This window comes from Arthrobacter sp. P2b (assembly GCF_900168295.1).
Classification (GTDB): Bacteria; Actinomycetota; Actinomycetes; order Actinomycetales; family Micrococcaceae; genus Arthrobacter.
The window spans coordinates 68,312-80,686 of sequence record NZ_FVZL01000015.1 but is presented as its reverse complement, the minus strand read 5'-3'; the positions used below and the strand labels follow the sequence as shown (position 1 = coordinate 80,686).

Here is a 12,375-nt window from a genome sequence, read left to right as displayed (position 1 = left end):
GGGACAGCGGGGGACGTTCTCCGCACACTCCGGGGTGAAAACCCGGAGAGAGAATCAGAGTCACATGAAGGAATGCAGCCATGGCAACAGGCACAGTTAAATGGTTCAACGCCGAAAAGGGTTTTGGCTTCATTGCCCCCGATGACGGGTCCGCTGACGTTTTCGCCCACTACTCGGCAATCGCCAGCAGCGGCTACCGCTCACTGGACGAAAACCAGAAGGTCGAATTCGATGTGACCCAGGGCCCCAAGGGCCCGCAGGCAGAGAATATCCGCCCGCTCTAAGACTTGGAAAACTCCGGCGGCTGCCGGAGCTACCATCCAGCGGCTTCTCCAGCACTTGTTGGAGGGGCCGCTGTTTTGCGTCCCGGGCTTTCGTTGCCGCCCGCGCCGGACGCCTTTTTGGGATAATTGAGGCATGACCGGACAAGGCCAGGACAAGGATCCGTGGGAAGAATTCGATTCCCTTGGGCCCGCCGCGCCGGACCGGGTTCCCGGGCACCCCGGTGGTGAGCCCCTGGGTTTTGGCTTCCGCACGGGGGTACGCAGCGCCCGGGTTGCTGTGGGTTTCGCCACCTACACCCTTGCGCTGGGCACAGTCCTGGCGCTCACCGGCTGCATTGTCTTCATCTCCCAGGAACAGTGGCTGCTGGTGGGCCTGATGCTCCTGATCGAAGCGGTCTTCATCCTGGCGTTCAGCCGGCTCGTGGCCCAAGCCCGTAACCGCCGGCCCCGGAAGGGCACGCCGCGGAACCGCCCGGCCGGCTGACAGGGCCCATCGCCCCTCCCCGCCGGCACCCCTTGACCTTGACGCTGCGTCAACCCGTACGCTCGGATCATGGAAGAAACCGGGACCGGAACAGGGAAAGACTGGTCCATCCAGGACGTGGCCAGGATGGCCGGCACCACCAGCCGGACCCTCCGCCACTACCACGACATCGGGTTGCTGAAGCCGAGCCGGGTGGGCAGCAACGGCTACCGCTACTACGACGGCACTGCCCTTGTGCAGCTGCAGCGGATCCTGCTCCTCCGTGAGCTGGGCCTGGGGCTGCCCGCCATCGCGGAGGTCTTCCACCAGCAGACGGATGCCGTGAAGGCGCTGACCCGCCACCTGGAATGGTTGCGGCAGGAGCAGGACAGGCTGTCCCGGCAAATCCTGTCCGTTCGGCAAACGATCGAAACAGCAGAAGGAGGAGGCGAACTCATGGCCGAAAAAATGTTCGACGGCTTCGACCACACGCAGTACAAGGACGAGGTGGAGGAACGCTGGGGCAAGGAAGCCTATGCGAAGAGCGATTCCTGGTGGCGGGGAATGGGCGAGGCGGAGAAGCGGGAGTGGAAGGCCCGCTCCGAACAGCTGGGGAAGGACTGGCTGGCCGCCGCCGGTTCGGGCGCAGCCCCCGAGAGCCCTGAAGCGCAGGACCTCGCCCGGCGCCACGTCGCATGGTTGGAATCCATCCCCGGTACGCCTGCCGCGGAGAACGGCGGGGACACCAAGGGCTACGTCACCGGACTCGCGGACATGTACGTTGCCGACCCCCGTTTTGCCGCCAATTACGGAGGTGAGGAGGGTGCCGGCTTTGTGCGGGATGCCCTGCGCATCTTCGCTGAGAGGAACCTGTAGGAGCGGGCTGAAGGCTACGGTTCAGGCCAATGTTTCCTACCGCAACGGCCTGGCCAGCCGGTTGCCGGCAACCGCGACGGTGCCGGCAAGAGCTACCGCGACCATGGCCCTGCGCCCGGCAGTCCGCCATCCGCCGCCCCAGCCTCCACGGACGGTTCCCTTCCGAAGTGCCTCCGACGCCTGGTGCAGGTTTCCGGCAGTGACCGGGGTGGACCGCCGCCGGGAAAGCTGGCTCGTGTCCACCTGGCGGGCGGTGGCGGCCTCGACGGCACCGGGGGTAACACGATGCTGCAGGACGAGCAGCCGTCCGGTCAGTCCTCCCACGACGGTTTCGCGGCGCGGGTGGGCTACCACCTTGACCACGGCCTTCGCCACCCGCTCCGGGGTATACACGGGAGGCATCGCCACCGCCCGGCGGCCGGAGTAGTTTGCTGCATGCTGATAGAAGGGGGTGTCAATGGTGGCCGGAAGGACGCTGCACACTTTCACCCCGGACACTCCGTCGCGCGCCAGTTCCGAACGCAGGCTGACGCTGAGGGCACGGTTTGCGGCTTTGGAGATGGAATAGGCGGCGGAGTAAGGCAACGGAATTTCCCCCACGATCGAGGCGACATTGACCAGGACGCCCGAGTTCTGGGCTGCCTGGCGGGCCAGTGCCGCCCGTGCACCGTTGACATAGCCGGAAATATTGACGTCCAGGACGCGCTGAAACTCCTTTGGCGGCACCTCGGACAGCCGGCCAAAAGCACCCACGGCGGCGTTGTTGACCCAAACATCCAGCCGGCCGAACTCCCGGACGGCCCGCGCCGCCAGCTCCTCCACCGCGTCAGGATCAGTGACATCGGTGGGAACCGCAATGGCCTTGGCACCGCGCTTCCTGCACTCCCTGGCCACCGTTTCGAGGGCTTTCGCCCCGCGGGCAGCCAACACCAGCCGCGCACCCTTGCCCGCGAAGCGAAGCGCGGCGGCCCGGCCGATGCCGCTTGAAGCGCCGGTAATAACCACCACAGAATCCTTGACCCGCATCATGATTCCTTCCCGCACCCCCACCGAACGTGGAGCCAGAAAACTAAGTAGGCTTACCTCTTCGATGCTAGCGAGGCACGGCCCGCGGGACAACGTTCCGCCGGCGGCCAGGCGCTGTCAGGTCAGGCAGCGTTGCCACGGTAAGGCACCCCTGTCAGGTGAACGCAGAGATGCCGGTGACCGCCCGCCCTACCAGAAGCGAGTTGATCTCGTAGCTGCCTTCGTAGGTGTAGAGGATTTCGGCGTCTCCGAACAGCTTGGCCATTTCGTAGTCGCTGCTGATGCCGTTGCCACCCAGCAGCGAGCGGCCCATCGCCACCGAGGAACGGGCGAGGCGGGTGGTGGTGGCTTTTGCCATGGCGGCCTGCGCCATCTCCAGCGTGCCATCCGCCTGGATCCGCGCCAGCTGCACCATAAGCGAGAGCGACGCCGAGGCGTTGCCCAGGATGTCCGCGAGCTGTTGCTGGACCAGCTGGAATCCCGCCAGTGGCCTGCCGAACTGCCGGCGCTCCAGCGCATACCCCCGGGCAACATCGAAGGCCGCCAGCTGGATCCCCGCCGCCTGCCACCCCACCCAGGCACGCGAATCCCGCAGCAGCCCATTGGCTGAAGCAAAGTGGGCGGCCCCCGGGAGGATGTTGGCAGCCGGAATCCGGACGTCCTCCAGCACGATGTCGGCGTTTTGCATGATGCGCAGCCCGATTTTGTTGGAGATCTTGGTGGCCGAGTAGCCGGGACGGTCGGTCTCCACGATGAAGCCCTTGATGGCCTGGTCCGCCTCGTCCCGGGCCCACACCAGCGCGAAGTCGGCGATGGTTCCGGCACCGATCCAGCGTTTTTCCCCGTTCAGGATCCATTCGGAGCCTGCCCGCCGGGCGGAAGCCTCCAGCCCCCTGGAGATGTCCGAGCCGTGGCCGGGCTCCGTCAGGGCGAAGGCCCCCAGCTGGGCGAAGCTCCTGAGGCCGGGCAGCCAGCGGCGCCTCTGCTCGTCGGATCCCAGCTGGCCGACCATGCCGACAATCAGCTCGTTATGGATGCCGGCCAGGGCAGAGAGGGATACATCGGCGCGGGCCATCTCCACGTACATCAGCCCTTTGAACAGGGCCGAGCTGCCGTCCACCTGCAGGGCGCCCAGCCCATGCCTTCCCATGTCCGCCAGCAGGCCGAAGGGAAATTCCTCGCGGTTCCAGTATTCGACGGATGCCTGGCGGACGGACGCCTGGAGGAACTCCCGGATGCGGGCATACCGTTCCCGCTCCGGAGGCGGCAGGAGCTCCACGACGTGCATCAGGTCCGCGTCGGGAAACGGCGGCTCGCCGCCGCCACGTCTTTGGGGCTGCACGGGCTACGATCCCTTCCCTCGCCAAACCGTTGGATGTCCTAGTATATTCACAGGCTTTTCGGAAAGGGGCTGGCATGGGTACTCCGTTGTCCCGCGATCCCATTGCTGACGCCCGGCGCAACTGGGAAGAGCATGGCTGGCCGGACGTTGCCGCGCCCATGGCCGCCATAACTGCGGTGATGCGCACCCAGCAGATCCTCCTGGCCAGGATCGAAGCAACACTTAAACCTTTCGGCCTCACGTTTGCCCGCTACGAACTCCTGGCGCTGCTGAGCTTCGCGCGGAAGGGCTCGCTGCCCATGAAGAAGGCCAGCGCCCTGCTCCAGGTCCACCCCACCTCCATCACCAACGCCGTGGACCGGCTTGAACGGGCCGGCCTGGTGGCCCGCTCACCACATCCCACGGACGGCCGCACAACTCTCATCGAGCTCACCGGCGAGGGGCGCAGCCTGGCGAAGCGTTCGACGGCGGCCCTGAACAGTGAGGTGTTCAGCGATCCAGGGTTCAGTCCCGGCGACGTTGACCAGTTGATCCGGATCCTCGGGGATTTCCGGCGGAATGCCGGCGACTTCGCCGATTGACGGGAGCCTTCACAGGGTCAGCGCCATGGTCAAGCAGAGGTCAGCGCCGGGCCTTCGCCCGCTTGACCCGCCTGGCAACGAGCAGGACCACGGTGACCACCAGGGCGGCGTACACCGCGTAGTTGAGGAACCGGGAGTACTGCTCGATCAGCCGGTACTGGGTGCCCAGCAGGTACCCCAGGCCAATCAGGGCGCCGTTCCACAGCCCGCTGCCGGCCAGGGTGTACAGGCTGAAAGTTCCCAGCGGCATCGACGCGGCCCCGGCGGGGAGGGAGATCAGGCTGCGCACCCCCGGAAGGAGCCGGCCGAAGAAAATGGAGGACCTGCCGTGGCGGCGGAACCACCCGGCCGCATGCTCGAAGTCCTCACGGTCCACCAGGGGCAGTTTGGACAGGCCGCGGATGGACCGCTCCAGCCCCAGCTTCGCTCCGAGCCAGTAGAGCAAGAGCGCTCCCAGATAGGCGCCAAGGGTACTCGTGACAAAAACGAGGACCAGGTTCAGGGACCCCTGCTTGGCCAGGTACCCGGCGAGCGGCAGGATCACCTCGCTGGGGATGGGCGGCACCACGGTTTCAGCAAGGGTGAATGCGCCTACGCCCCATTCGCCAAGGCTGTCGATGGCCCGCGCCGCAACGCCCACCAGTCCGCCCAGCCCGTCAGTCGGGCTTGCGGCCCCCGTCGCTGTCACCAACATCAACTCTCCCCCGATTCCCGCTGCATCGCCTCTGCGGCTCCTGCCGGTCTTTTCTACCTTACGGTCCTGAGCGCAAGCTGGCAGCCGGGAAAACCCCCTACTGTTTCCCTGCCGGTTTGGCCCGCACGTGCATCCGCTCCCCCTGCGTCCCGAACAGGCTCAGGAACTCCACGGCCTTTCCGTCGGCCCTGCCGAACCAATGCGGTATCCGCGTGTCGAACTCGGCGGCTTCCCCCGAGCGGAGGACAAGATCCTGGGTTCCCAGCACCATGCGCAGCTTTCCATTGAGCACATACAGCCACTCGTAGCCCTCGTGCACCTGGGGGTTGGGCTCCTCCAGCGGGCCGGCCGGCAGGATGTGCTTGTAGGCCTGGATGCCGCCCGGCTTCCGGGTCAGCGGAACGATGGTCATGCCCCTCGCCACGATGGGCCGCAGGTGCACGCGGGGGTCGCCCGTGTCCGGCGCGCCCACCAGCTCGTCCAGGGGGACCTGGTGTGCCTTTGCCAGCGGCAGGAGCAATTCCAGGTTTGGCCGGCGCTGGCCGGCTTCGAGCCGGGACAGCGTGCTCACCGAAATTCCGGTTTCCTGTGCCAGCGCGGTCAGCGTGACATCGCGGCTGAGGCGGAGGGCCCGCAGTCGCGGGCCAACAGCCGCCAGCACGTCGTCGAGGTTTTCATCCATCCTCGAATTTTGCCATACCAGCAAATTACTTTGCCAACAGTTCCATAAGGGGCACACGATGAATCCATGACTGAAAAGGGAAATACTAAGAGTGCCGATTCCATGTATGACGTCGTGATAGTGGGCGGCGGTGCTGCCGGCTTGAGCGCAGCCCAGATGCTGGGCCGCACCCGGCGTTCAGTGGCGGTGGTGGACGGCGGCCAGCCACGGAACGCTCCGGCAGAGGGTGTGCATGGCTTTTTGTCCCGTGACGGCATCGACCCGGCAGAGCTGTTGGCCATCGGGCGTGCCGAGGCGGAGCACTACGGTGCCGTGGTTGTGCGGGGTGAGGTAATGGCCACCAGCGGCGACGTGCGCCGGGGCTTCGAGGTGACGCTCGACGACGGGAGGCAGCTTCGCGGCCGGCGACTCCTGGTCACCACCGGACTGGTGGATGAGCTGCCGGACATTCCGGGGCTTCAGGAGCGGTGGGGCAAGGACGTGCTGCACTGCCCCTTCTGCCATGGCTGGGAGGTGCAGGACCAGGCCATCGGCATCCTCGGCAACGGCCCGTGGTCGGTGCACCAGGCCCTGCTGTTCCGGCAGTGGAGCAGCAACATCACCCTGTTCCTCAATGACAGGACGGATCCCTCGGACGGGGAGCACGAACAGTTGGCCGCCCGCGGGGTCAAGGTGGTTGCAGGCGCCGTGGAAGCGCTGAGGGTGGAAAACGATGCCCTGCGCGGGGTGGCGTTGGCGGGCGGACCGGAGGTGGCGGTGGAGGCCGTGGTTGTGGGAGCACGGGTCCATTCCCGCCTCGCGGCGTTTTCCGGCCTCGGCCTGTCCGCCACGGCGCACCCGATGGGCATCGGTGACTACCTCGAAACCGACGCCGATGGCGCCACCGCCGTGCCCGGCGTCTGGGCAGCGGGCAACGTCACGGACCTGAGGGCGCAGGTGTTGGCGTCCGCCGCGGCCGCGGCGTGGACCGCCGTCATGATCAACAACCACATGATGGCTGAAGAACTGGACCGCGACGTCAATGCCTATCGGGAGTCCCTGGCGCTTACCGGTGCCTAAAGTCCGGCTGGCGCTTTTCGGTGAACGCCGCCATGCCTTCTTTCTGGTCCTCCGTGGCAAAGAGGGAATGGAAGAGCCGGCGCTCGAACAGGACCCCCTGGGCGAGCCCGGTTTCGAAGGCGGCGTTCACTGCTTCCTTGGCCGCCATGGCCACGGGCTTGGATTTTCCCGCAATGACTTCGGCGGCTTTGAGCGCCTCGGCTACAACGTCCTCGGCAGGAACAATCCGCGACACCAGGCCGCACCTGTCGGCCTCCTCCGCCCCGATGAATCGGCCGGTCAGGATCAGGTCCATCGCCTTGGCCTTGCCCACGGCCCGGGTCAGCCGCTGGGACCCGCCCATGCCGGGGAGGACGCCCAAGTTGATTTCCGGCTGCCCGAACTTGGCGTTGTCCCCGGCGATGATGAGGTCGCACATCATGGCCAGTTCGCACCCTCCGCCGAGGGCAAACCCGGACACCGCGGCGACAGTGGGGATGCGCAGCCGCGTGAAATCCTCCCACCCCCGGAACCAGTCAGCCGCGTACATGTCCATATAGCCCTGGGACGCCATCTCCTTGATGTCGGCGCCGGCGGCGAACGCCTTGCCTGATCCGGTGATCACCACCGCTCCCACCCCGGGATCAGCATCCATGGCGGTCACGGCCGAAACCAGCTCCTCCATGGTGGCCTTGTTCAGCGCATTCAGCGCCTGCGGCCGGTTGAGTGTCACAAGGCCCACCCGGCCCCGCTGCTCCACCAGGATGTTGGCGTACTCCGTCATTCAGGGCTCCCGTCGTCGTGTGCTGTCGTGGCCGGCGCTGCAGGCGTTGCCTGCGCCTTCCCCGGGGCATCCGCGCCCTGGTTTCCGGATTTCTCCCGGATATCGGTGATGATCGCGGAGAAGTCCCGGCCGGCGCCGCCTTCCGCGGCAAACGTATCGTAGATTTCGGCGGCGAGGGGGCCCATCCGACCCGCCACCCCGGTGCTGCGGAGTGCGTTGACCGCGAGGTTGAGGTCCTTGGCCATGAGCGCGCCGGCAAACCCCGGCTGGTAGTCCCGGTTGGCCGGACTGCCGGGAACAGGGCCGGGCACCGGGCAGTTGGTGGTCAGGGCCCAGCACTGCCCGGAAGCGGCCGAGGCAACATCGAAGAGGGCCTGGTGGGTCAGGCCCAGCTTTTCGCCGAGCACGAAGGCCTCGCTGACGGCGATCATGGACACACCCAGTATGAGGTTGTTGCAGACTTTGGCCGCCTGGCCTGCCCCGTGCGCCCCGCAGTGCACCACGCGTTTGCCCATCACCTCCAGCAGCGGGCGGACGGTCTCGAAGTCTTCCGCGTCCGCGCCCACCATGAAGGTGAGGGTTCCGGCTTCGGCGCCCACTACGCCGCCGGAGACCGGGGCGTCCACGGAGCGGTGGCCTGCCTCGATAGCCAGACGCGCCGCCTCGCGTGCCTCGTCAACGTTGATGGTGGAGCAGTCCAGGAACAGGGTCCCGGGAGCGGCTGTTGCCAGCAGGCCCGGCTCCCCGGAGGTTCCGCGGTAGGCGTCGAGCACCTGCTGGCCGCTCTGGAACATGGTCAGCACCACGTCAGCACCCCTCAGTGTCTCCGTGGCGCTGCCCGCAACCGGAATTCCCTGGGCCCTGGCCGCTTCGAGGGCAGCCGGGACCACGTCGAACCCGGACACCCCATAGCCTGCCCTGACCAGGTTCGCGGCCATGGGCCCGCCCATGTGCCCCAGGCCCAGGAAGGCCACGGTGTACTTTTCAGACATGGTCCGTCTCCTCTAGTTGCAGTCCCCCGCCTGCACGGAGGTCCAGTTCCCTGCCGTCCAGCGGTTCGAAAAAGCGGGCAACGTGTTCCGGACGCACCTCCCCGAGCGTTGGCGGCGTCCAGCGGGGCGTGCGGTCCTTGTCCACCACCTGCGCGCGGATGCCCTCGCGGAAGTCGGGGCCGGACAGGAACCGCAGGCCAACCCTGTACTCCTGGGCCAATGCCTCGTCCAGCGCCAGTGTCCTGGCCCGCCGCAGGGATTCCAGCGTGACCTTGACCGACGTGGGAGACTTCCCTTCGATGGTGTCAGCGGCGTGTGCCGCGTCCGCCGTGCCTTGTCCGTTCCAGCTGCGGAGCCGCCGGACGATGTCCTCGGCGTCGGCGAAGGCGTAACAGGCGTCGATCCACTCGCGCTGGCCGGCCAGCACCGAGGGCGGAGGTACGGCAGTAAAGCGTCCGACGGCGTCTTCCGCGCTTTCCTTCTCCAGCGCGGCCACGAGTCCGGGCAGCCGCTCAGACGGGACGTAGTGGTCCGCCAGTCCCAGGTGCAGCGCGTCCGGACCGGTCAGGTGCGCCCCGGTCAGGGCAGCGTGGGTTCCCGCTTCCCCCGGTGCGCGGGCCAGCAGGAATGTCCCGCCGACGTCGGGGGCGAAGCCGATGGTGGTTTCTGGCATGCCCGTCCGGGTGCGTTCGGTGACCACGCGGACGGACCCGTGGGCGGAAATTCCCACCCCGCCGCCCAGTACCAGCCCGTCCATGAGCGCTACGTACGGCTTGGGGTACCGCGCAATCAGGGAATTGACCCGGTACTCCGTCTGCCAGAAAGCTGCGGTCCGGGCGCCGCCCTGCGGGATGTCCTCGTAGATCGCCACGATGTCCCCGCCCGCGCAGAGGCCCCGCTCTCCGGCGCCCTGCACCAGGACGGTGGCTACGCCGTCGTCATCGGCCCAGGCGGTCAGCTGCTCCAGGAGCAAGCCCACCATGCCGGCGGTCAGTGCGTTGACTGCCCTGGGCCTGTTGAGGGTGGCCACCGCGAGCCGGCCGCGGCGCTCGAACAGCACTTGGGAACTGCCCGTATCCCCCTGCGCCGCGTCCGCACGGCCGGAGGTGCCGGCCATCAGCTTCCCTCCGGCATCACGAAGCTGGCCCCGTGGCGTATTCCGGACGGCCAGCGCGTGGTGACGGTCTTGGTCTTGGTGTAGAAGCGGAAGGCGTCCGCGCCGTGCTGATTCAGGTCGCCGAAGCCGGAGGCTTTCCAGCCGCCAAAGGTGTAATAGGCGAGGGGCACGGGGATGGGAACGTTGATCCCCACCATGCCCACGTCCACCCGGGTGGCGAAATCGCGGGCGGCATCGCCGTCGCGGGTAAAAATGGCTACGCCGTTGCCGTATGGGTTGTCGGTGCACAGCCGGAGGGCTTCATCGTAACCGGCTGCCCGGACAACACTGAGGACCGGGCCGAAGATCTCCTCGCGGTAGAGGGCCATGTCCGGGGTGACGTGGTCGAAGAGGGTGGGGCCCACCCAAAAGCCGTCATCATAGCCCGCTACGCGAAGCCCGCGGCCGTCAGCAAGGAGGGTGGCGCCGTCGTCCACACCTGCCCGGATGCAGCCTTCGATCCGTTCCCTGGCGGCGGCCGTCACCACGGGACCGAAGTCCGTGTCCGCCTCCAGGCTGTGGCCCACCTTGAGGGCCTTCACCCGTTCCTGGAGCCTGGCCACCAGCCGGTCAGCGGTGCCCTCGCCCACCGGCACGGCAACGGAGATCGCCATGCAGCGCTCACCCGCGGAGCCGTAGCCGGAACCAATCAGGGCGTCCGCGGCCTGGTCAAGATCCGCGTCCGGCATGACCACCATGTGGTTCTTGGCCCCGCCGAAACACTGGGCCCGTTTGCCGTGCGCGGCAGCTGTGGCGTAGATGTACTGGGCAATGGGTGTGGACCCCACAAAGCCCACCGCCTTGACCCGGGGGTCCTCAAGCAGCGCGTCCACGGCTTCCTTGTCGCCGTTGACCACGTTGAACACCCCGTCCGGCACGCCCGCCTCGCTGTAGAGTTCCGCCAGCCGGAGCGGCACCGAGGGGTCACGCTCCGAGGGTTTCAGGATGAACGCGTTGCCCGCGGCCAGGGCCGGACCCGACTTCCACAGCGGAATCATGGCGGGAAAGTTGAAGGGGGTTATGCCTGCCACCACGCCCAGCGGCTGGCGGAGCGAATGGATATCAATTCCCGCGCCTGCGTCGCTGGAGAACTCACCTTTGAGCAGGTGCGGTGCTCCGGCCGCGAACTCCACCACTTCCAGGCCCCGCTGGATGTCTCCCCTGGAATCGGCGAGGGTCTTTCCGTGTTCGGAGGACAAGAGCCGGGCCAGCTCGTCCATGTTGCGGTTGACCAGGTCCACGAAGGCGAGCAGGATCCTTGCCCGCCGTTGCGGGTTCATGGCTGCCCATTCCGCCTGCGCTTTTCCGGCGGTGGATACCGCATTCTGCACCTCATCCCGGTCCGCCAGCGGAACCCGGGCCTGGAGGCGTCCGGTGCAGGGATCGAAGACGTCGCCGAAGCGGCCTGAAGTTCCGGGGGTCTGCTGACCGCCGACGTAATGGGAGAGCTCGCGCACCATGGCTGATGCTCCTTCGCATGTGGTCCAGGTCATCTCTGGTTGCGAATATACTCGGACTTCCTACTAAGTTCCATCCGCCGTTTCCGGCCCTGGAAGCGCCCGCGCAGGCTTCAGCCACGCTTTACCAGCGGTGGTGCCGCCACGGTAAGTTAGGAACTGTGAAGATAGCTACCTGGAATGTGAACTCGCTCCGTGCCCGCGCCGACCGCGTTGAAGCCTGGCTTCAGCGCAGCGATTGCGACGTCCTGGCCATCCAGGAGACCAAGTGCAAGGACGACAACTTTCCGTGGGAACTCTTTGAACGGATGGGCTACGAAGTGGCCCACTTCGGCGTGAACCAGTGGAACGGCGTAGCCATCGCTTCCCGCGTGGGGCTCGAAGACGTGGAGCGGACGTTCCTTGACCAGCCCTCCTTCGGCAAGGCCGGCAAGGACCCCGTGCAGGAAGCCCGGGCCATGGCAGCAACGTGCGCAGGCATCCGGATCTGGAGCCTCTACGTTCCCAACGGACGCTCGCTGGACGACGAACACATGCCCTACAAGCTCAAGTGGCTGGAGAGCCTCAAGACGCACGCGCAGGGACTCGTCACCGAGAACCCCCAGGCCCAGGTTGCGCTGATGGGCGACTGGAACATTGCGCCCTTCGACGACGACGTCTGGGACATCGACCTGTTCGTGAACAACCGGTCCACCCACGTCAGCCCTCCGGAGCGTGCCGCATTCCACGCCTTCGAATCCGCCGGCTTCACGGACGTTGTCCGCCCCTACACCCCGGGCCCCGGCGTCTACACCTACTGGGACTACACCCAGCTGCGCTTCCCCAAGCGCGAAGGCATGCGGATCGACTTCGTCCTGGCGTCCCCCGCCCTGGCCGGCCGGGTCACCGGCGCCTCGATCGACCGCGAGGAACGCAAGGGCAAGGGCGCCTCGGACCACGCCCCCGTGCTGGTGGAACTGGCGGACTGATGGCAGCCCCCTGGACCCTTCCAAGGAGACCG

14 protein-coding genes are annotated in these 12,375 nt (G+C 66.9%); 6 read left to right on the top strand and 8 right to left on the bottom strand.

Going from position 1 to position 12,375, the window contains the following annotated elements; translation table 11 throughout:
• Positions 1 to 80 precede the first annotated feature (80 nt).
• From B5520_RS17865 to B5520_RS17855, 3 genes are all read left to right on the top strand, one after another.
• On the top strand, positions 81 to 284 hold the full coding sequence (locus B5520_RS17865) for a cold-shock protein (RefSeq protein WP_013599688.1): 204 nt from the start codon (positions 81 to 83) through the stop codon (positions 282 to 284).
• 133 nt (positions 285 to 417) lie between these two features.
• On the top strand, positions 418 to 768 hold the full coding sequence (locus B5520_RS17860) for a hypothetical protein (RefSeq protein ID WP_079598420.1): 351 nt from the start codon (positions 418 to 420) through the stop codon (positions 766 to 768).
• Between the two features lie 69 nt (positions 769 to 837).
• Positions 838 to 1,623: a MerR family transcriptional regulator gene (locus tag B5520_RS17855; protein ID WP_079598419.1), complete on the top strand. Its 786-nt coding sequence runs from the start codon at positions 838 to 840 to the stop codon at positions 1,621 to 1,623.
• A gap of 36 nt (positions 1,624 to 1,659) precedes the next feature.
• Here B5520_RS17855 and B5520_RS17850 read toward each other — a convergent pair whose 3' ends face one another.
• Complete coding sequence (locus B5520_RS17850; protein WP_254865621.1) at positions 1,660 to 2,652, bottom strand: SDR family oxidoreductase; 993 nt, start codon at positions 2,650 to 2,652, stop codon at positions 1,660 to 1,662.
• 151 nt (positions 2,653 to 2,803) lie between these two features.
• Complete coding sequence (locus B5520_RS17845; protein ID WP_079598439.1) at positions 2,804 to 3,937, bottom strand: acyl-CoA dehydrogenase family protein; 1,134 nt, start codon at positions 3,935 to 3,937, stop codon at positions 2,804 to 2,806.
• A 128-nt stretch (positions 3,938 to 4,065) separates the two neighbouring features.
• Between B5520_RS17845 and B5520_RS17840 the strand changes: the two genes are divergently transcribed.
• Positions 4,066 to 4,572, top strand: a complete 507-nt coding sequence (locus B5520_RS17840) for a MarR family winged helix-turn-helix transcriptional regulator (protein WP_079598417.1) — start codon at positions 4,066 to 4,068, stop codon at positions 4,570 to 4,572.
• A gap of 40 nt (positions 4,573 to 4,612) precedes the next feature.
• Here the strand turns inward: B5520_RS17840 and B5520_RS17835 are convergent, their stop codons facing one another.
• Both B5520_RS17835 and B5520_RS17830 read right to left on the bottom strand, forming a co-directional pair.
• Positions 4,613 to 5,266 (bottom strand): DedA family protein, encoded by a 654-nt coding sequence (locus tag B5520_RS17835; RefSeq protein ID WP_079598438.1) that lies wholly within the window; start codon positions 5,264 to 5,266, stop codon positions 4,613 to 4,615.
• A 97-nt stretch (positions 5,267 to 5,363) separates the two neighbouring features.
• Positions 5,364 to 5,948, bottom strand: coding sequence for a helix-turn-helix domain-containing protein (locus B5520_RS17830; protein WP_079598416.1), 585 nt, complete (start codon positions 5,946 to 5,948; stop codon positions 5,364 to 5,366).
• A 66-nt stretch (positions 5,949 to 6,014) separates the two neighbouring features.
• On the opposite strand from B5520_RS17830, the gene B5520_RS17825 reads away from it, so the two are divergent.
• The gene (locus B5520_RS17825) at positions 6,015 to 7,007 is read left to right on the top strand and encodes an NAD(P)/FAD-dependent oxidoreductase (RefSeq protein ID WP_079598415.1); all 993 of its coding nucleotides are present in this window, start codon (positions 6,015 to 6,017) and stop codon (positions 7,005 to 7,007) included.
• Here the strand turns inward: B5520_RS17825 and B5520_RS17820 are convergent.
• From B5520_RS17820 to B5520_RS17805, 4 genes are read right to left on the bottom strand one after another with little or no spacing between them, the layout of a single operon-like run.
• On the bottom strand, positions 6,994 to 7,770 hold the full coding sequence (locus B5520_RS17820; protein ID WP_079598414.1) for an enoyl-CoA hydratase: 777 nt from the start codon (positions 7,768 to 7,770) through the stop codon (positions 6,994 to 6,996). The two genes, B5520_RS17825 and B5520_RS17820, sit on opposite strands and share 14 nt — an antisense overlap.
• Positions 7,767 to 8,762: a 3-hydroxyisobutyrate dehydrogenase gene (mmsB, locus tag B5520_RS17815; RefSeq protein ID WP_079598413.1), complete on the bottom strand. Its 996-nt coding sequence runs from the start codon at positions 8,760 to 8,762 to the stop codon at positions 7,767 to 7,769. Before mmsB ends, B5520_RS17820 begins: the two co-directional genes overlap by 4 nt.
• A complete protein-coding gene (locus tag B5520_RS17810) occupies positions 8,755 to 9,879 on the bottom strand; it encodes an enoyl-CoA hydratase/isomerase family protein (RefSeq protein ID WP_079598412.1) in 1,125 nt (374 codons plus the stop codon). Before B5520_RS17810 ends, mmsB begins: the two co-directional genes overlap by 8 nt.
• Positions 9,879 to 11,378 (bottom strand): CoA-acylating methylmalonate-semialdehyde dehydrogenase, encoded by a 1,500-nt coding sequence (locus B5520_RS17805; RefSeq protein WP_079598411.1) that lies wholly within the window; start codon positions 11,376 to 11,378, stop codon positions 9,879 to 9,881. Before B5520_RS17805 ends, B5520_RS17810 begins: the two co-directional genes overlap by 1 nt.
• A 158-nt stretch (positions 11,379 to 11,536) precedes the next feature.
• Here B5520_RS17805 and B5520_RS17800 point away from each other — a divergent pair, with 158 nt between their 5' ends.
• A complete protein-coding gene (locus tag B5520_RS17800) occupies positions 11,537 to 12,343 on the top strand; it encodes an exodeoxyribonuclease III (protein ID WP_079598410.1) in 807 nt (268 codons plus the stop codon).
• Positions 12,344 to 12,375 lie beyond the last annotated feature (32 nt).

Excerpts from the sequence above, each read along its gene's own strand:
- B5520_RS17865 (WP_013599688.1), top strand. The coding sequence starts at position 81 with ATGGCAACAGGCACAGTTAAATGGTTCAACGCCGAAAAGGGTTTTGGC.
- B5520_RS17860 (WP_079598420.1), top strand. The coding sequence starts at position 418 with ATGACCGGACAAGGCCAGGACAAGGATCCGTGGGAAGAATTCGATTCC.
- B5520_RS17855 (WP_079598419.1), top strand. The coding sequence starts at position 838 with ATGGAAGAAACCGGGACCGGAACAGGGAAAGACTGGTCCATCCAGGAC.
- B5520_RS17850 (WP_254865621.1), bottom strand. The coding sequence starts at position 2,652 with ATGATGCGGGTCAAGGATTCTGTGGTGGTTATTACCGGCGCTTCAAGC.
- B5520_RS17845 (WP_079598439.1), bottom strand. The coding sequence starts at position 3,937 with ATGCACGTCGTGGAGCTCCTGCCGCCTCCGGAGCGGGAACGGTATGCC.
- B5520_RS17840 (WP_079598417.1), top strand. The coding sequence starts at position 4,066 with ATGGGTACTCCGTTGTCCCGCGATCCCATTGCTGACGCCCGGCGCAAC.
- B5520_RS17835 (WP_079598438.1), bottom strand. The coding sequence starts at position 5,266 with ATGTTGGTGACAGCGACGGGGGCCGCAAGCCCGACTGACGGGCTGGGC.
- B5520_RS17830 (WP_079598416.1), bottom strand. The coding sequence starts at position 5,948 with ATGGATGAAAACCTCGACGACGTGCTGGCGGCTGTTGGCCCGCGACTG.
- B5520_RS17825 (WP_079598415.1), top strand. The coding sequence starts at position 6,015 with ATGACTGAAAAGGGAAATACTAAGAGTGCCGATTCCATGTATGACGTC.
- B5520_RS17820 (WP_079598414.1), bottom strand. The coding sequence starts at position 7,770 with ATGACGGAGTACGCCAACATCCTGGTGGAGCAGCGGGGCCGGGTGGGC.
- mmsB (WP_079598413.1), bottom strand. The coding sequence starts at position 8,762 with ATGTCTGAAAAGTACACCGTGGCCTTCCTGGGCCTGGGGCACATGGGC.
- B5520_RS17810 (WP_079598412.1), bottom strand. The coding sequence starts at position 9,879 with ATGGCCGGCACCTCCGGCCGTGCGGACGCGGCGCAGGGGGATACGGGC.
- B5520_RS17805 (WP_079598411.1), bottom strand. The coding sequence starts at position 11,378 with ATGGTGCGCGAGCTCTCCCATTACGTCGGCGGTCAGCAGACCCCCGGA.